The organism is Klebsiella sp. Lac1 (genome assembly GCF_009825425.1).
Classification (GTDB): Bacteria; Pseudomonadota; Gammaproteobacteria; order Enterobacterales; family Enterobacteriaceae; genus Klebsiella; species Klebsiella electrica.
In genome coordinates, this window is the sequence record NZ_VJZJ01000003.1 from 539,459 (window position 1) to 556,443 (window position 16,985).

Annotated in this window: 13 protein-coding genes and 1 tRNA gene; 9 read left to right on the forward strand and 5 right to left on the reverse strand. The window is 55.6% G+C overall.

Features of this window, described 5'->3' with window-relative positions; all coding sequences use genetic code 11:
• The first annotated feature begins 56 nt into the window (after positions 1–56).
• A complete protein-coding gene (gene dnaG, locus FNY10_RS21585; RefSeq protein ID WP_160704425.1) occupies positions 57–1,802 on the forward strand; it encodes a DNA primase in 1,746 nt (581 codons plus the stop codon).
• A 150-nt stretch (positions 1,803–1,952) separates the two neighbouring features.
• Positions 1,953–3,797: an RNA polymerase sigma factor RpoD gene (gene rpoD / locus FNY10_RS21590; protein ID WP_100683535.1), complete on the forward strand. Its 1,845-nt coding sequence runs from the start codon at positions 1,953–1,955 to the stop codon at positions 3,795–3,797.
• Positions 3,798–3,899: 102 nt separating this feature from the next.
• Here the strand turns inward: rpoD and mug are convergent, their stop codons facing one another.
• Positions 3,900–4,406, reverse strand: a complete 507-nt coding sequence (gene mug, locus FNY10_RS21595; protein WP_100683536.1) for a G/U mismatch-specific DNA glycosylase — start codon at positions 4,404–4,406, stop codon at positions 3,900–3,902.
• A 123-nt stretch (positions 4,407–4,529) separates the two neighbouring features.
• On the opposite strand from mug, the gene FNY10_RS21600 reads away from it, so the two are divergent.
• Both FNY10_RS21600 and FNY10_RS21605 read left to right on the forward strand, forming a co-directional pair.
• Positions 4,530–4,605: transfer RNA gene (locus FNY10_RS21600), tRNA-Ile, on the forward strand.
• 387 nt (positions 4,606–4,992) lie between these two features.
• Complete coding sequence (locus FNY10_RS21605; RefSeq protein ID WP_202395484.1) at positions 4,993–5,736, forward strand: 5'-nucleotidase, lipoprotein e(P4) family; 744 nt, start codon at positions 4,993–4,995, stop codon at positions 5,734–5,736.
• Positions 5,737–6,065: 329 nt separating this feature from the next.
• On the opposite strand, the gene FNY10_RS21610 is transcribed toward FNY10_RS21605, so the two are convergent.
• From FNY10_RS21610 to FNY10_RS21620, 3 genes are all read right to left on the reverse strand, one after another.
• Positions 6,066–6,419, reverse strand: a complete 354-nt coding sequence (locus tag FNY10_RS21610; RefSeq protein WP_160704423.1) for a DUF1889 family protein — start codon at positions 6,417–6,419, stop codon at positions 6,066–6,068.
• Between the two features lie 193 nt (positions 6,420–6,612).
• Positions 6,613–8,538, reverse strand: coding sequence for a dihydroxyacetone kinase operon transcriptional regulator DhaR (gene dhaR, locus FNY10_RS21615; protein ID WP_160704421.1), 1,926 nt, complete (start codon positions 8,536–8,538; stop codon positions 6,613–6,615).
• A gap of 94 nt (positions 8,539–8,632) precedes the next feature.
• On the reverse strand, positions 8,633–9,730 hold the full coding sequence (locus FNY10_RS21620; protein ID WP_100686354.1) for a glycerol dehydrogenase: 1,098 nt from the start codon (positions 9,728–9,730) through the stop codon (positions 8,633–8,635).
• Between the two features lie 589 nt (positions 9,731–10,319).
• Here FNY10_RS21620 and dhaK point away from each other — a divergent pair.
• Genes dhaK through dhaM form a run of 3 tightly spaced genes read left to right on the forward strand, consistent with a single transcriptional unit; the run spans position 10,320 to position 13,465 of the window.
• A complete protein-coding gene (dhaK, locus tag FNY10_RS21625; RefSeq protein ID WP_131048516.1) occupies positions 10,320–11,390 on the forward strand; it encodes a dihydroxyacetone kinase subunit DhaK in 1,071 nt (356 codons plus the stop codon).
• Between the two features lie 10 nt (positions 11,391–11,400).
• The gene (gene dhaL / locus FNY10_RS21630; RefSeq protein ID WP_131048515.1) at positions 11,401–12,033 is read left to right on the forward strand and encodes a dihydroxyacetone kinase subunit DhaL; all 633 of its coding nucleotides are present in this window, start codon (positions 11,401–11,403) and stop codon (positions 12,031–12,033) included.
• Between the two features lie 10 nt (positions 12,034–12,043).
• Complete coding sequence (gene dhaM, locus FNY10_RS21635; RefSeq protein ID WP_160704419.1) at positions 12,044–13,465, forward strand: dihydroxyacetone kinase phosphoryl donor subunit DhaM; 1,422 nt, start codon at positions 12,044–12,046, stop codon at positions 13,463–13,465.
• Positions 13,466–13,693: 228 nt separating this feature from the next.
• Here the strand turns inward: dhaM and FNY10_RS21640 are convergent, their stop codons facing one another.
• Entirely contained in the window at positions 13,694–14,467 is a 774-nt protein-coding gene (locus tag FNY10_RS21640) for a siderophore-interacting protein (RefSeq protein WP_160704417.1), read from the reverse strand.
• Between the two features lie 236 nt (positions 14,468–14,703).
• On the opposite strand from FNY10_RS21640, the gene FNY10_RS21645 reads away from it, so the two are divergent.
• Entirely contained in the window at positions 14,704–15,255 is a 552-nt protein-coding gene (locus FNY10_RS21645; protein WP_100686359.1) for a PadR family transcriptional regulator, read from the forward strand.
• 255 nt (positions 15,256–15,510) lie between these two features.
• Positions 15,511–16,890 (forward strand): putrescine aminotransferase, encoded by a 1,380-nt coding sequence (gene ygjG / locus FNY10_RS21650; protein ID WP_202395451.1) that lies wholly within the window; start codon positions 15,511–15,513, stop codon positions 16,888–16,890.
• Positions 16,891–16,985: the final 95 nt, after the last annotated feature.

The window sequence follows — 16,985 nt, forward strand, 5'->3', positions numbered from 1 at the left end:
CGTGTTCAGCCTATGCTGAGACCGTCTGATGATCGTGTGTATAGTTTACGGGGCCTATGGCTGGACGAATCCCACGCGTATTTATCAATGATCTGCTGGCGCGCACCGACATCGTCGATCTCATCGACGCGCGGGTAAAGCTCAAAAAGCAGGGCAAGAACTACCACGCGTGCTGTCCATTCCATAACGAAAAAACCCCCTCTTTTACCGTCAACGGTGAAAAACAGTTTTATCACTGCTTTGGTTGCGGTGCGCACGGCAACGCTGTCGACTTCCTGATGAACTACGACAAACTCGAGTTCGTGGAGACGGTTGAAGAGCTGGCCGCCATGCACAACCTCGAAGTGCCATACGAAGCAGGCAACGGACCGAGTCAAATAGAGCGCCATCAGCGGCAGAGTCTCTATCAATTGATGGACGGCCTGAATGCGTTTTATCAACAGTCTCTGATGCAACCCGCCGCCGACCCTGCGCGCCAGTATCTGGCGAAACGTGGCTTAAGCAGTGAGGTCATTGCGCGCTTCGCGATTGGCTACGCCCCGCCCGGTTGGGATAACGTCTTAAAACGTTTTGGCGGCAATCAAGAAAACCGCCAGTCGCTTATCGATGCCGGCATGCTGGTGACCAACGATAAGGGGCGCAGTTACGACCGCTTCCGCGAACGGGTCATGTTCCCTATCCGCGATAAGCGAGGCCGGGTGATTGGTTTTGGTGGCCGCGTGCTGGGCGATGCCCTGCCGAAGTACCTTAACTCCCCGGAAACCGATATTTTCCATAAGGGTCGTCAGCTGTACGGCCTGTATGAAGCACAGCAGGATAACACCGAACCACCGCGTTTGCTGGTTGTCGAAGGTTATATGGACGTTGTGGCGCTGGCGCAGTTCGACATCAACTACGCCGTCGCGTCGCTGGGGACCTCGACCACCGCCGACCATATTCAGCTTTTGTTCCGGGCGACCAATCAGGTCATCTGCTGTTATGACGGCGACCGGGCTGGCCGCGATGCCGCCTGGCGTGCGCTGGAAACGGCGCTGCCGTACATGACCGACGGTCGTCAGCTACGCTTTATGTTTCTGCCCGACGGCGAAGACCCGGATACGCTGGTGCGTAAAGAGGGGAAAGCGGCATTTGAAGCGCGGATGGAGCAGGCTCAGCCGCTCTCCACGTTTTTGTTCAACAGCCTGCTGCCGCAGGTCGACTTGAGCACCCCGGACGGGCGCGCACAGCTCAGTACTTTAGCGCTGCCGCTCATCACCCAGGTACCGGGTGAAACGCTGCGCATTTATTTGCGCCAGGAGCTGGGCAACAAGCTGGGGATTTTAGATGACGCTCAGCTTGAACGTTTAATGCCTAAACAGACAGAAAGTGGTACTCCGCGCCCCGCGCCGCAGCTAAAACGCACGACCATGCGTATACTGATAGGACTGCTGGTGCAAAACCCGGATCTGGCGCCGCTGGTTCCGCCTTTAGAGGGCCTGGATCAGCGCAAAATGCCCGGGCTTGGCCTGTTCAGCGAACTGGTCAAAACCTGTTTGTCTCAGCCAGGTCTGACCACCGGGCAACTTTTAGAGCAGTATCGCGGTACAAATGAGGCCGCAACCCTTGAAAAACTGTCGATGTGGGACGATATAGCAGATAAAGATATCGCGGAAAAAACCTTCACCGACGCGCTCAACCATATGTTTGATTCACTGCTGGAACTGCGGCAAGAAGAGTTGATAGCCCGCGACCGTACACACGGTTTAAGCAGTGAAGAACGCCGGGAACTCTGGACCATCAGTCAGGAGCTGGCAAAAAAATGAATTGCACGGCTTAAGTGCCGAATATCGTTCGGGAAGCCCCCGACAGCCGCGCTGAGGCGCAGCGGCAATAATATAAGTACGCCCTCGCTTTAAATGTTGGCAGTTTGTCTGTCGACACCAATCAAACGAATTAAGTGTGGATACCGTCTTATGGAGCAAAACCCGCAGTCACAGCTGAAGCTTCTTGTCCAACGTGGTAAGGAGCAAGGCTATCTGACCTATGCCGAGGTCAATGACCATCTGCCGGAAGATATCGTCGACTCCGATCAGATCGAAGACATCATCCAAATGATCAATGACATGGGCATTCAGGTGATGGAAGAAGCACCGGATGCCGATGATCTGCTGCTGGCTGAAAACAGCAACAACACCGACGAAGATGCAGAAGAAGCTGCTGCGCAGGTGTTGTCCAGCGTGGAATCTGAAATCGGACGTACAACCGATCCGGTGCGCATGTATATGCGTGAAATGGGTACCGTAGAACTGCTGACTCGTGAAGGCGAAATCGACATCGCCAAGCGTATTGAAGATGGGATCAACCAGGTTCAGTGCTCCGTTGCTGAATATCCGGAAGCCATTACCTATCTGCTGGAGCAGTACGACCGCGTTGAAGCTGAAGAAGCGCGCCTGTCTGACCTGATTACCGGTTTCGTCGATCCGAACGCCGAAGAAGACCTGGCGCCAACCGCGACGCACGTCGGCTCTGAACTCTCTCAGGAAGAGATGGATGACGACGAAGACGAAGATGAAGACGATGACGACGACAGCAGCGATGACGACAACAGCATCGACCCTGAGCTGGCGCGTGAGAAATTCGCCGAGCTGCGTACGCAGTACGAGCTGACCCGCGATACTATCAAAGCAAAAGGCCGTAGCCACGCCGCAGCTCAGGAAGAAATTCTCAAGCTGTCCGAAGTGTTCAAACAGTTCCGCCTGGTACCGAAACAGTTCGATTACCTGGTCGGCAGCATGCGTAGCATGATGGACAGAGTCCGTACTCAGGAACGCATCATCATGAAACTGTGCGTCGAACAGTGCAAAATGCCGAAGAAAAACTTCATCACCCTGTTCACCGGCAACGAAACCAGCGAAACCTGGTTCAACGCGGCTGTCGCCATGAACAAGCCGTGGTCTGAAAAGCTGCACGACGTCAAAGAAGACGTTCAGCGCGGCCTGCAGAAGCTACAGCAGATTGAAGAAGAAACCGGCCTGACCATCGATCAGGTTAAAGATATCAACCGTCGTATGTCTATCGGTGAAGCGAAAGCCCGCCGCGCGAAGAAAGAGATGGTTGAAGCGAACTTACGTCTGGTTATCTCTATCGCCAAGAAATACACCAACCGTGGCCTGCAGTTCCTCGATCTGATTCAGGAAGGTAACATTGGCCTGATGAAAGCGGTTGATAAGTTTGAATATCGTCGCGGTTACAAGTTCTCCACCTACGCGACCTGGTGGATCCGTCAGGCGATCACCCGCTCTATCGCGGATCAGGCGCGCACCATCCGTATTCCGGTGCATATGATTGAGACCATCAACAAACTCAACCGTATCTCCCGCCAGATGCTGCAGGAAATGGGTCGTGAGCCGACGCCGGAAGAGCTGGCTGAACGCATGCTGATGCCGGAAGATAAAATTCGTAAAGTGCTGAAAATTGCCAAAGAGCCAATCTCCATGGAAACGCCGATCGGCGACGATGAAGATTCACATCTGGGCGATTTCATCGAGGATACCACCCTCGAGCTGCCGCTGGACTCGGCGACCACGGAAAGCCTGCGTGCCGCCACTCACGATGTGCTGGCAGGCCTGACCGCCCGTGAAGCGAAGGTTCTGCGTATGCGTTTCGGTATCGATATGAATACCGACCACACGCTGGAAGAAGTCGGCAAACAGTTCGACGTTACCCGCGAACGTATCCGTCAGATCGAAGCGAAGGCGCTGCGCAAGCTGCGTCACCCGAGCCGTTCTGAAGTGCTGCGTAGCTTCCTCGACGATTAATCGTTGCCGGAAACAGAAAAAGCTCCCTGCGGGGAGCTTTTTTTTTGCCTTCTGTTCACTCTGTTAGCATCAGAGACTGTCGGTGCCGGTACTTACGACAGGCTAGCGACCTCGCGATGCCAGCGCATCATCCAGTTCGCGATACGCCTCCACCAGCTTATCCAGCGTCGCCCGGTTCAATCCGCTGGGGTTTGGCAGCACCCACACCTCCGTATCGCCGATGGTCACCTGCTGCTTGCCCCAGCGCGCGCCGCGTACCTGAAACGCTTTCTCAAAGGCCTGTTTGCCGAGAATCGCCAGCGCCTGCGGCTGATACTGTTCAATTTTCAGCACCAGATCCCGCCCGCCGCTGCGTAACTCCTGCAAGGCGACCTCGCTGGCCTGAACCGTCGGGCGTTCCACCAGCATCGTAATCCCACAGCGCGTATCGAGCAGCTGCAGCTCCTCTTCCGGCTTCAACAGACGGTCGGTAAAGCCAGCCTGGTAGATCACTTTCCAGAAACGATTGCCCGGATGCGCGAAATGAAAACCGGTATGGGCAGAGGACTTCCCCGGATTAATGCCGCAAAAGACCACCCTCAGGTCCGGTGCCAGAATGTCGTTAATCATCTTTCCCCCGCTCAATGCCTAAAAGGTGATTATAAAGGATTGAAAATGCATTGTTTATAAAAACAGCAGCCGTGCGTTTTGCGCTGGATTGCGTCTGCCAGTTACTTTATAATCCCTCGCCACGGCCCCTTAGCTCAGTGGTTAGAGCAGGCGACTCATAATCGCTTGGTCGCTGGTTCAAGTCCAGCAGGGGCCACCAGACACCGCAAGGGCTGGCGAGAAATCGCCGGCCCTTTTGCTTTTCTCAGGAGGTGCTGTCGAGGTGCCATCAGTGAGTTAAGCAGAATATAAATCACATGCTCGGTGGTAAAAAACCAACGTTGCCCCGCCAGACACCGCAAGCGCCGGCAAGAAGCCGCAGGCGGCACAATTCTTTCGCAACCCAAAGAGAATCAAGAGAAGGATCAAAGCCTTATCTTTCTCATTGTCCTGTTTTTAGCGCCCCAATAATAACGACCTCCGGATTGCTGCACATTCATGCTTATGGCCCACAATGCCTTCTCACAGGGCATTCATTTTTTTGTCACATAAGGCAATTATTCTTTCGCCATTTTGAGCACCATGTAAGGAATAAACTGTGAATTCAATGATTAAAGCTCTGATGCTGGCGTTACCTGTCTTAAGTGCATCAGCAGTCGCCGCTGATAACAAACTGTGCGAACCAAAGGCTTATGAAATGGCCCTTCGATATCAGCAAAAATCGGCTGAAGTTATGGCGCTTCAGATTCAGACATATCGCTTTGCCACCGAACGTTTTAACGAAAAAGTCAATGGACTGAAAGCACCGGAAAAATACGCCGTCGTAATGGATCTTGATGAAACGGTGCTCGACAACACACCATTGTTGGCACGGGACATGGAACAGTGTCATGACTATACAAAATGGGATACCTGGGGCGACTGGGAAAAACAGGGTAATCCGGGTCTGATCCCAGGAGCAAAAGCTTTCCTTGATAATGTGGCTCACCACAACGTTCGTATTTACTATGTATCTGACCGAACTAATGAAAACAAAACGGACACGCTCAATACTCTAAAATCTCTCGGCCTGCCGCAGGTCTCTGAAGAGAGCGTCCTTCTTGATACAGGAACCAAAGAAGAACGTCGCCAGGCCATCATGAAAAACCAGCAGATCATTATGCTGTTTGGCGACAGCCTGCCAGATTTTGCCGCTCAATTTAAAAATAAAAAGCCCACCGAGGAGCAACGTCAGTTGGTTGAATCAAACGCACAGCATTTCGGCGTTGACTGGATTGTTCTTCCTAATGCGGCTTATGGCTCATGGTCAAAGGCAAAACTTGATAGCTGGAAAACACCCGCTGTTAAATAACCACGGCAGACCTTCTCTATTGATTCGCTATTGAGTGGGAAGGTCATCTTCACCCGATGCGCATCGGGTATACCGCCCCCCTGCGCATGGCGGTGTCTTCGGTTTCATCGCTCATCAGCGTCAGAAAGCACCGCATCATGTTCAGGCGCGAAAAAAAAGAGATGAATAAACGTTTCTCGATGAGAGGAATGTATTGCTGGCTGCGGGTGTTCAGAATTTCCTGTCATGCTCAATACATCGCTTAGCGCGGCAATATCAAATTACTCTGCCCGTTCAGCGGCGGCAAAAAATATAAGGAGCGACGTTAACAACGTTGCTCCTTTTTTATCCTATGGTGCAGCATCTTCAAAATGTGCCGCTTGCACCCGTTCCCGGAGCTGCTCCCGCATATAGGAAGAGAAGTATTCTGGATTTTTAATCACAATACGGTTGCCAGCGGCGATTTTCTCCGCCCATCCGGCCACTTTATGGGTGAACCCGGAATTCCATCCTTCCTGTTCACCGCGAGCCATGACGTCGTCCGCGCTAGCCGGAACGCCTAACTCATGGAGATATTTTAAAATGCCCTTGGTCGTACTTTCATCCATTGAAGCCGGGACCGGTTCCGATGTGTTCATACCACCAATAAAATCTAATGCTTTATCTATCGCTGTTGGCATGCTCTTATCCTTAAAATTAACCATGTGATGAACATGTTTATAATATGGACCCAAGTCCGCGGCGATATCAAAGAGATCGTTGCCTTTCTTTGATTCAGACCTCAGTCAAACGTTTGCATGGCGTTTTTCTGCCCGATAAGTCCATAAACACCGTGACCGACAGCTAATACCCGGTTAACGGCAATTGCGGCCCCTGAATCGCGGAGAGCGCGGAAAACTAATCGTGGATTTTGCGCTTGAACTGGCTGGCGTCGATATCGTACTGCTTCATTTTGCGCCACAGCGTCGTGCGCCCGATATTGAGCAGATGGGACATCTCCTGTACCCGGCCGCTGGTGACGCGGGCGGCATGGATAATGGCCTCTTTTTCAATAGCGCTGAAGGTCAGGCTGGCAGGCAGCAGGGGCGAGGCGGTATCGCCGCCCGGCCGCTCGGAAAAGAGATATTCCGGCAGGTTGCTCAGGCGGATATGGCCGTTATCGCTGCTGATGGCGATATTTTCAATAATGCTGTTTAACTCAAAGTCATTGCCGGGCCAGGAGTAGTTCACCAGCTGCGCCAGGGCATCGTCGTCCACTTGCAGGCGCGATGAAAAGCGCTTCTCCAGGCTACGCAGGCGGTTGTGCACCAGCGAGGGAATGCTGTTGCGCCGCGATCTCAGCGGCGGAATGACTATCTCAAACGAGTGCAGCGCGTAATAAAGCTGGCGACTAAAGCGGTTCTGCTCCACCAGATTAGCCAGATCAACGGTGGTGGTGGCAATCACCTTAACATCCACCGGAATCAGGCGTCGGGCATCGAGGCGGGTTAACACCCCCTGCTTAATCACCTGCAGCAGCGCGGACTGCAGCTCCGGAGCGAGGTACTCTATTTTCTCCAGAAACAGAGTGCCGCCGCTGGCCAGCTCCAGGCGACTCAGGCGCCCGTTTTCGTCATCGGTCGGCGCGCTGCCCATAAAATCCTCGCCCAGCACGCTGTCGGCATACAGCTGACAGTTGACCGCAATATAGGGACCGTCCGCCCGTTCGCTTTCATTATGAATAGCCTGGGCGAGTAGCTCTTTACCCACCCCCTCTTCCCCGCAGAGCAGGACCGGAAAACCGCCCCGCGCCGCCTGACGGCCAAAATGAATCAGCCGTCGCGTTTCCGGGTCGTCCGCGGACATCTGCGCCAAAGTGTGGCTCACTTTCCCTAACTGGCTGGTCATCAGCTGGCGCATCTGCTCCACCGGATGCAGCAGTAAAATAAAACTGTTGCCCTGCTCTTCGACGATCGGCTTGAGGGTAATGACGGCATCGATAAACTGATGCTGGCTCTCAAACGTCACTTCCGCATGGTTCAGGGCGCGCGCGTGCTTAATCGCCCGGCGCAGCAGGGCCGGCAGCGTCACCAGTTCATTAATATTTTTTCCCTGGCTGGTCTGGGCATCCAGGTGCAGGAGCGTCGCGGCCTGGACGTTAAGAAACTGCAATACCCCCTGCTCATTCCACGCCATCACGCCGTCATCCATGCTTTCCAGCAGGCCATACATCTGGTTGAGATGGCGGTTCGATTCAGCCAGCAGGCTGTCGGTCAACAGCGAGTTGCCCACTTCCCGGGCGATAGCCAGCGTCAGAGACAAATCAGAGGAGGCCTGCTGCCCGGTCAAACAGCACAGCGAGATGGATCCAAACAGGCGACCGTGATTATCAAACACCGGCGTGGAGCTAAATGACCACCCGTGCAGCGCCTGTTTAAAATGTTGCTCACCGGTGGTTTTCACCGGTTGCCCCAGCATCGAGGCCAGCGAGAGCGCGCAGCTGCCGATAATGCTTTCCGCGCAGTAGCTGCCCTCAAGAAAACCGAGTTCCGCGAGCTGCGCCAGCGTCTGCGGTTCGCCGCAGCGGCTGAGAATACAGGCGGACTCATCAAGAATAAACAATGCGCAGGGTCGGTTATCCATAAACTCCCAGGCATCTTCCAGCGCCGCCTGACCGATGGTCAGCAGCGCGGTTTTACGTCGGCAGATCGATTCGAAGGTCAGCCCCTGCGCCTGATGCGGTTTATGCCAGGTCTCCCGTGGCATAAACCGGCTGCAACGCTGCCATGACTGACTGATAACGGAAGATACTGTTTTTCCGGAGTCCGGAGTCTGCGCCGCCATGTCCTTTTCCGCTGTTTAAAATAGATAACCCCTCCGACAGAAACAGCCGGAGGGGGCACACGCTTCTCCCTGCAAAAAGCAGCTTAGCGAGACGTTAGCGCGCCAGCCACTGCTGGCCGAGCAAATCGGCCGTCAGGATCGCGGCGTAAACCTGGTCGGCCGTCACCGGGAATGGCATGTTATGGATCGTTTCGCCTTCCGCGCAGGTCGCTTGCGCGACCGCCTGAATTTTCCCTTCAATGCCCTCTTTGACGCCCATTTGCGCCAGGGTCACCGGCAGACCGACTTTCTGGCAGAAGCCCAGCACCGTTTCAATCTCTTCCAGCGGACTGTTTTGCAGCACCAGCTGCGCCAGGGTGCCAAACGCCACTTTTTCGCCGTGGTACAGATGATGGCACTCTTCGAGAATGGTGAAGCCGTTATGAATGGCGTGCGCCGCCGCAAGACCGCTGCTTTCAAACCCAATGCCGCTGAGGTAGGTGTTGGCTTCGACAATCCGCTCCAGCGCATCCGTCACCACGCCAGCCTGCGCCGCCAGGCGCGCTTTTTCGCCTTCGGCCAGCAGCGTATCATAACACAGGCGAGCCAGGCTCAACGCCGCCGCCGTGGACTGTCCGCCGGCCATGCTGGTCGCCCTGGCGTCAAAGCAGGCCTTCGCTTCAAACCAGGTCGAGAGCGCATCGCCCATCCCGGCCACCAGCAGGCGCACCGGCGCTTTGGCAATGATCGCCGTATCCATGACCACCATATCCGGGTTTTTCGGATAGATCAGATACTCTTCAAACTCGCCAGCTTCGGTGTAGATAACCGACAGCGCGCTGGTTGGCGCATCGGTAGAGGCAATCGTCGGGATCACCACTACCGGCAGCTTCTGGTAGAAGCCAATAGCTTTAGCGGTATCAAGCGTCTTCCCGCCGCCAATCCCTACCACGCCGCGGCAGCCGTGCTGCTGCAGAATGGCAATCAGGCGGTTGATCTCCGCGTGGCTGCATTCGCCGTTAAAACGGGCGGCGTGGCAGCTTAAACCGTGGTTATGCAAACCATTGAGTACGTTGTCCCCCGCCAGCTTCATCACGAAGTCATCGGCAATGACAAAAAAGCTGTCCGCCAGATTTTTAGCATACTGGCCAAAAAGCGTCGATGCGTCAGGACCCTGAAGATATTTGGCCGGAGATTGAATAACTTTTAGCATTCCTTTCACCCTCAAATAAGTACATGTTTTACATGATGAGCCCTGGCGTCATCCTGTTCTGCCTGCGGTTCATGGCGGAAACGAATCGTGACCGGAGCGATGCAAACACTGTAGGGCGAGCGGTGAACAAAAAAATTTTTCCCGTTTTTGTTCTGATATGAAACAGAGAATATTTTTTAGCGTTCCATATTGGAACATTAGTTAGCGGAAAATGGTGGGATTGCGATCCCGATCCGTCCATTCACCGTCATGCCACAAAAAAACGGATAATCTGCCAACATGGGTAGCATCGGCAGCAGAAAAAAAACTGAGAAACGCATCCGCAGCCCCCCGGTTGCCACAGATGACCACGGGGCGAAAAAATAGCCTTAGCTCGCATTTCTCCCTTTTCCTCGCCGATGACGTTTCATAACGGAACAAAAATAAATAAGCATGTTCCGTTATGAAACTCGTTTGCACGACATTTTTTTTTCCGTTAACTCAGCCAGAATCATAACGTCGCCGGGTGGTTCTTCACGCCAGACGATCCCCTACACGATGACCGCCTCTGTGAGTAGAGAGGCCGCATCACGCCGACGGAGCATAAATAATGAAAAAACTGATTAACCGTGTCGAAGATGTCCTGAGTGAACAACTACTGGGCCTCGCCAGAGCCCATCCTGAATTAACGCTGCATCAGGATCCGGTGTATGTCACCCGCGCCGATGCGCCGGTCGCCGGGAAAGTGGCGCTGCTCTCCGGCGGCGGCAGCGGACATGAGCCGATGCACTGCGGCTATATTGGCAAAGGTATGCTTGCCGGTGCCTGCCCGGGCGAGATTTTCACCTCCCCGACCCCGGATAAAATGTTCGAGTGTGCGATGCATATCGACGGCGGCGAAGGCGTGCTGCTGCTCATCAAAAACTACACCGGGGATATCCTTAATTTCGAAACCGCCACCGAACTGCTGCACGAAAGCGGCGTCAAGGTGACTACCGTGGTGATCGATGACGACGTGGCGGTCAAAGACAGCCTCTACACCGCCGGACGCCGCGGCGTCGCCAACACCGTGCTGATTGAAAAACTGGTTGGGGCAGCCGCCGAACGCGGCGATTCGCTGGAAGCCTGCGCGGCGCTGGGCCGCAAGCTTAACAACCTCGGCCACTCCATCGGGGTGGCGCTGGGCGCCTGCACCGTGCCAGCCGCCGGACAACCGTCATTTGAATTACAGGATAATGAGATGGAGTTCGGCGTTGGTATCCACGGCGAGCCGGGTATTGACCGCCGCCCCTTCAGTTCTCTCGACTGCACCGTCGATGAGATGTTCGACACCCTCCTGGAGAACGGCACCTACAGCCGCACGCTGCGTCAGTGGGATACCGTCAAAGGGAGCTGGCAGGACGTCACGCAAAGCAAACAGGCGTTGCAGAAGGGCGACCGCGTTATCGCGCTGGTCAATAACCTTGGCGCTACCCCGCTGTCGGAGCTGTACGGCGTATACAACCGCCTGACCACGCGCTGCGCGGAGAGCGGCATCACTATCGAGCGCAACCTCATCGGCAGCTACTGTACCTCGCTGGATATGGTGGGCTTCTCCCTCACTCTGCTGAAAGTCGATGACGACACGCTGGCATTATGGGACGCCCCCGTTCATACCCCGGCGCTGAACTGGGGCCATTAAGGAGCACGACATGTCACTGAACAGAACGCAAATCGTTAACTGGCTCTATCGCTGCGGCGACATTTTTACCAAAGAGAAAGATTTTCTGACCGGCCTGGATAAAGAGATTGGCGATGCCGACCACGGTCTGAATATGTATCGCGGCTTCAGCAAGGTGGTGGAAAAACTGCCGTCCATTGCCGATAAAGACATCGGTTTTATTCTTAAGAACACCGGAATGACGCTGCTCTCCAACGTCGGCGGCGCCAGCGGCCCGCTGTTCGGCACCTTCTTTATTCGCGCAGCCCAGGTGACGCAGGCGCACCAGAGTCTGACCCTCGACGAGCTACACCAGATGATGCGCGAAGGGGCGGACGGGGTGGTCAACCGGGGGAAAGCGGAACCCGGCGATAAAACCATGTGCGACGCCTGGCTTGCGGTTGTCGAGTCACTGCGCCAGTCCAGCGAACAGCACCTGTCGGTTCAGCATGCGCTGGATGCCGCCGCGACACAGGCAGAGGAAGCCGCCCGTTCCACTATCACCATGCAGGCCCGCAAAGGCCGCGCCAGCTACCTCGGCGAACGCAGCATCGGGCATCAGGATCCGGGTGCAACCTCGGTGATGTTCATGATTCAGGAACTGGCTGCCGCAGCCAAAGAGTAAGGATAACGCGATGGTAAACCTGGTGATTGTTTCTCATAGCGCCCGACTGGGCGAAGGTGTCGGAGAACTGGCCCGGCAGATGTTAACAGGCGATGGCTGTAAGCTGGCGATCGCCGCCGGCATTGACGATCCGCAAAACCCGATCGGCACCGATCCCATTAAGGTGATGGAGGCCATTGAATCCGTTGCCGATACCGACCACGTGCTGGTGATGATGGATATCGGCAGCGCCCTGCTCAGCGCGGAAACCGCGCTGGATCTCCTCGATCCGGCAATCGCGGCGAAGGTTCGCCTGTGCGCCGCGCCATTGGTCGAAGGCACGCTGGCGGCAACGGTCAGCGCCGCCAGCGGATCGGATATCGATAAAGTGATCGCCGACGCCATGAGCGCCCTGGAAGCTAAGCGCGTACAGCTGGGATTACCATCGCTCGCCCAGAACGGTCCCGAGGCCACGCCGATGGCCGACGATCTGAGCGGCGAGTCCGTCTCCGTGGTGATTAAAAACCATAACGGCTTACACGTTCGTCCGGCATCGCGGCTGGTTGCCGCGTTATCCGGATTCAATGCCGAGCTGGTACTGGAGAAAGGCGGCAAATGTGTCTCACCGGACAGCATTAACCAGATTGCCCTGTTGCAGGTACGCTGCAACGATACATTAAGGCTGCTGGCCCGCGGGCCGGATGCCGAAGCGGCGCTGGCGGCATTTCAGGCGCTGGCGGCGGAGAACTTTGGCGAGCTGCCGGACGCCGCGCCCGCGGTCTTTACTCCTCCCGTCTCGCGCGTGCAGGGAAAAGCGCTCCGCTACCCGCTGCCTGCCCTCCGGCCAGTCCGGCAAACCGGTGCCGACATCGCCAGCGAACAGCGACGCCTGCAGCAGGCGATCGGCCAGACGCTGGACGATCTCAATGCGCTGACCACGCTGGCGGAAGAGCGCTATTCTGCCGATATCGCGGCCATTTTTTCCGGCCACCACACGCTGCTCGACGACCCGGATCTCTATGAAGCCACCCGCGATATCGTGCGCCAGGAACAATGCAATGCCGAGTGGGCGTGGTATCAGGTGCTGGCCGATCTCAGCCAGCAGTATCGCCAGCTGGACGATGCCTATCTGCAGGCGCGCTATATTGATGTCGACGATCTGCTGCACCGGACTTTGCGCCATCTGCAAGGCGGCAGCGAAGAGCCGCTGGCGGTGCATGAGCCGACGATTATCATCGCCGACGATCTCTTTCCTTCCAGCGTCCTGCAGCTGGATCCTCGCCTGGTCAAGGGGATCTGTCTGCGGGCAGGAAGCGAGGCATCTCACGGCGCGATCATCGCCCGTCAGGCCGGGATCGTCTGCCTGTACCAGCAGGGAGATGCCCTGCAGCCGATACGCGATGGTGAATCCCTTACGCTGGATGTCGCCGGAAAACGCGTGATCCGCGCCTGACGTTCTCTTCGTGACTCTCTGTACTTGATTCTTCACGCCTCCGGGGATTCTGTTTTCACTCAATCTCCTGCAAGCGTGATGTCTCAATTCTTTTTAATCAGCGCCCCGCCTCATCGCCGAGGTCACTGAAGGAACGATGGCCGCCAGCCGGTGCAACAACCTGGCCGTCTGGTAGCCCGGCAAGGCGTTAACGCCGCATCCCGGGGCTCGCTCCTGCCGCAATCCGGCCTATTTACGGTGCCAGTAGGCCTGGGAGCGCACCAGCTGCGGGTCAATTTCGTCATTTTCAAACCGACCGAGTCGTGTTTTCACCACCTCACCTTCACCGGTCACCCAGATAAAGTAATCTTCCGCAGGTACGCTAACCTGCGCCAGACGTTCGGCCACCACGGACGAATGATGGCCGACGTTCCACTCAATCTGAAAGTCCTGCAGATCCGCGAGATAATCTTTATACGACGCCTCGCCGATCGTCACCAGCGCCGTCACCTGCGGGCGCACGGGCAGACGGCTGAGGTCCAGCAGGCGGCGGCGTAGCGCAGGCATCCCGGATTCATCACAAACATACAGCTGCCAGGCGTAATCTTCCGGCACCACCAGCGAACCGCGCGGGCCGCCAATCACCAGCTTATCGCCGACGTTTGCCGCCAGCGCCCAGCGGCTGGCAATACCGCCGTCGTGAATAAAGAAGTCATACGCCAGTTCATGCCGTTCGGCATCATACAGCGGCGTGTAATCACGGGTTGCCGGACGTGGGCCCTCGCCCCAGTTAATGCCCTCTTCCGTCACCTGCGGCGGCGTAAACGTGGTGCCGGCTTGTGGAAAAAAGAGTTTGGTATGGTCGTCAAACCCCTGAGAGACGAATCCCTCCAGCGCGTCTCCGCCCAGCACAATACGCTGGAAGGCGGTGCCAACGCGCTCAACGCGCAGCACGGTTAACTCGCGAAAACGCAGCGCATTACGAACGCGCTGCGGGTACTGAGGTTGTTTCGTTTTTATCATCGTCATTCGCCTTCGTGAAATTTATCGATATATCTAAATCTTCCGCAAATGATAATGATTGCTATTAAAAAGGAATGCAACTCTTTTTTGATATAACAATAGCAAAAAGCAATAAAGTACAAAAACCAAAAATAAAACAAATAAATCATATCATTATAAAATAATCATTCTTCTGACTTGCTAAGATATAAAATTTAGATATAAATTAGATATATCAAAAAAAACAGGAGCAAACTATGCGACATCATCATGAAGAAGGTCGTGGACGCCACGGTGAACACGGCGAACGCGGGGAGCATGGCCGCCGGGGCGGCGGTGGTGGACGCCGCCAGCGTTTCTTTGGTCACGGCGAACTGCGTCTGGTGATCCTCGACATCCTCACCCGCAACGCCAGCCATGGCTACGAGCTGATTAAAGAGATAGAAAACCTGACCCAGGGCAACTACAGCCCAAGTCCGGGCGTGATCTATCCAACCCTCGATCTCCTTCAGGATCAGGGGCTTATCAGCGTCGAAGAGGAAAATGGCCGCAAAAAAATCGCCATAACCGCAGAGGGCAGCCTTCTGCATGCCGGGAATCTGGAACAGCTCGGCCATATCCAGGAACGTTTGCAGGCCCGTATGGTCGGCTGCGAGCTGCGTAAAAACCCGCAAATGAAGCGGGCGCTGGAAAACTTTAAAGCCGTACTGGATTTAAAAGTTAACCAGCAGCCCCTCAGCGAAGCCCAGCTGAAGCAGATTGTCGCCGTTATTGACCGCGCGGCGATGGAGATTTCCCAGCTCGATTAATCTCGCGGAGTCTCTTCCCCTGCCCCCATTTTGGGCAACCTGCACCGCCGCGACGCACGCGGCGGAATACTCCCGGTCGATTGCCTCGCCCGTTCAGGAGTAAAACATGCCAAAAATATCGCTGTGAGATTAAATTTCGCACAAATGCGTTTTCGCGCTGCGTTTATCCCGATTTTCAGCTGCCGTGCCGAAGTGGCGTAATCCCTGCAATACTTAATTCAGTATCATGTGATACGCCCGTCCCAGGAGCTCACTTTGAACAGGTTACCTTCCAGCGCATCGGCTCTGGCCTGTAGCGCACACGCACTGAATCTCATTGAGAAGCGCACGCTTGATCATGAGGAAATGAAAGCACTTAACCAGGAGGTCAGGGAATATTTTAAAGAGCATGTGAATCCCGGTTTTTTAGAGTACCGAAAATCGGTTACTGCTGGCGGGGATTACGGAGCCGTAGAGTGGCAAGCGGGAGGGTTAAATACGCTTGTCGACACTCAGGGACAAGAGTTTGTCGATTGCCTGGGTGGCTTTGGTATTTTTAATGTAGGGCACCGTAATCCAGTTGTGATTTCCGCCGTCGAGCATCAGCTCGCTAAACAACCTCTTCATAGCCAGGAACTGCTTGACCCGCTGCGGGCCATGCTGGCAAAAACGCTGGCGGCCTTAACGCCCGGCAAACTGAAATACAGCTTCTTCTGTAACAGCGGCACAGAGTCGGTCGAAGCGGCATTGAAGCTCGCTAAAGCCTACCAGTCTCCGCGCGGTAAATTTACGTTTGTTGCCACCAGCGGCGCCTTCCACGGTAAATCGCTGGGCGCGCTCTCGGCTACCGCCAAATCCACTTTCCGTAAGCCTTTTATGCCGCTGCTGCCGGGATTCCGTCACGTACCGTTCGGCGACATCAACGCGATGCGTACGCTGCTGAGCGAGTGTAAGAAAACCGGTGATGATGTCGCGGCGGTGATCCTTGAGCCGATACAGGGCGAAGGGGGAGTGATCCTGCCGCCGCCCGGCTACCTGCCCGCGGTGCGTAAGCTGTGCGATGAGTTTGGCGCGCTGCTGATCCTCGACGAAGTGCAGACCGGCATGGGGCGTACCGGCAAAATGTTTGCCTGCGAGCACGAGAACGTCCAGCCGGACATTCTGTGCCTCGCCAAAGCGCTCGGCGGCGGCGTGATGCCGATTGGCGCGACGGTGGCGACCGAAGAGGTGTTTTCAGTGCTGTTCGACAACCCGTTCCTGCACACCACCACCTTCGGCGGCAACCCGCTGGCCTGTGCCGCGGCGCTGGCCACCATTAACGTCCTGCTGACGCAGAATCTGCCGGCCCAGGCGGAACAGAAAGGCGATCTGCTGCTGGACGGTTTCCGTCAACTGGCCCGCGAGTACCCGGATCTGGTGAATGAAGTTCGTGGTAAAGGAATGCTGATGGCGATTGAGTTCGTGGATAACGAAATCGGCTACAACTTCGCCAGCGAGATGTTCCGCCAGCGGGTGCTGGTGGCCGGAACATTGAATAATGCCAAAACCATTCGTATTGAACCACCGCTGACGCTGACGATTGAGCAGTGTGAACAGGTCATCAAAGCGGCGGGTAAAGCGCTGGCAGCCCTGCGGGTGGCTGTGGAGCAAGCCTGAAGATAGTCAGCAAAAGCCCGGCGAAAACGATGTTCGCCGGGCCTTTTTACGCCTGCCATTCCGTCATATCGGCCAGACAAATGCGGTACTGCCCG

Excerpts from the sequence above, each read along its gene's own strand:
- dhaK (WP_131048516.1), top strand. The coding sequence starts at position 10,320 with ATGAAAAAACTGATTAACCGTGTCGAAGATGTCCTGAGTGAACAACTA.
- dhaM (WP_160704419.1), top strand. The coding sequence starts at position 12,044 with ATGGTAAACCTGGTGATTGTTTCTCATAGCGCCCGACTGGGCGAAGGT.
- FNY10_RS21610 (WP_160704423.1), bottom strand. The coding sequence starts at position 6,419 with ATGGTTAATTTTAAGGATAAGAGCATGCCAACAGCGATAGATAAAGCA.
- rpoD (WP_100683535.1), top strand. The coding sequence starts at position 1,953 with ATGGAGCAAAACCCGCAGTCACAGCTGAAGCTTCTTGTCCAACGTGGT.
- mug (WP_100683536.1), bottom strand. The coding sequence starts at position 4,406 with ATGATTAACGACATTCTGGCACCGGACCTGAGGGTGGTCTTTTGCGGC.
- dhaL (WP_131048515.1), top strand. The coding sequence starts at position 11,401 with ATGTCACTGAACAGAACGCAAATCGTTAACTGGCTCTATCGCTGCGGC.
- FNY10_RS21640 (WP_160704417.1), bottom strand. The coding sequence starts at position 14,467 with ATGATAAAAACGAAACAACCTCAGTACCCGCAGCGCGTTCGTAATGCG.
- FNY10_RS21645 (WP_100686359.1), top strand. The coding sequence starts at position 14,704 with ATGCGACATCATCATGAAGAAGGTCGTGGACGCCACGGTGAACACGGC.
- dnaG (WP_160704425.1), top strand. The coding sequence starts at position 57 with ATGGCTGGACGAATCCCACGCGTATTTATCAATGATCTGCTGGCGCGC.
- FNY10_RS21605 (WP_202395484.1), top strand. The coding sequence starts at position 4,993 with ATGATTAAAGCTCTGATGCTGGCGTTACCTGTCTTAAGTGCATCAGCA.
- dhaR (WP_160704421.1), bottom strand. The coding sequence starts at position 8,538 with ATGGCGGCGCAGACTCCGGACTCCGGAAAAACAGTATCTTCCGTTATC.
- FNY10_RS21620 (WP_100686354.1), bottom strand. The coding sequence starts at position 9,730 with ATGCTAAAAGTTATTCAATCTCCGGCCAAATATCTTCAGGGTCCTGAC.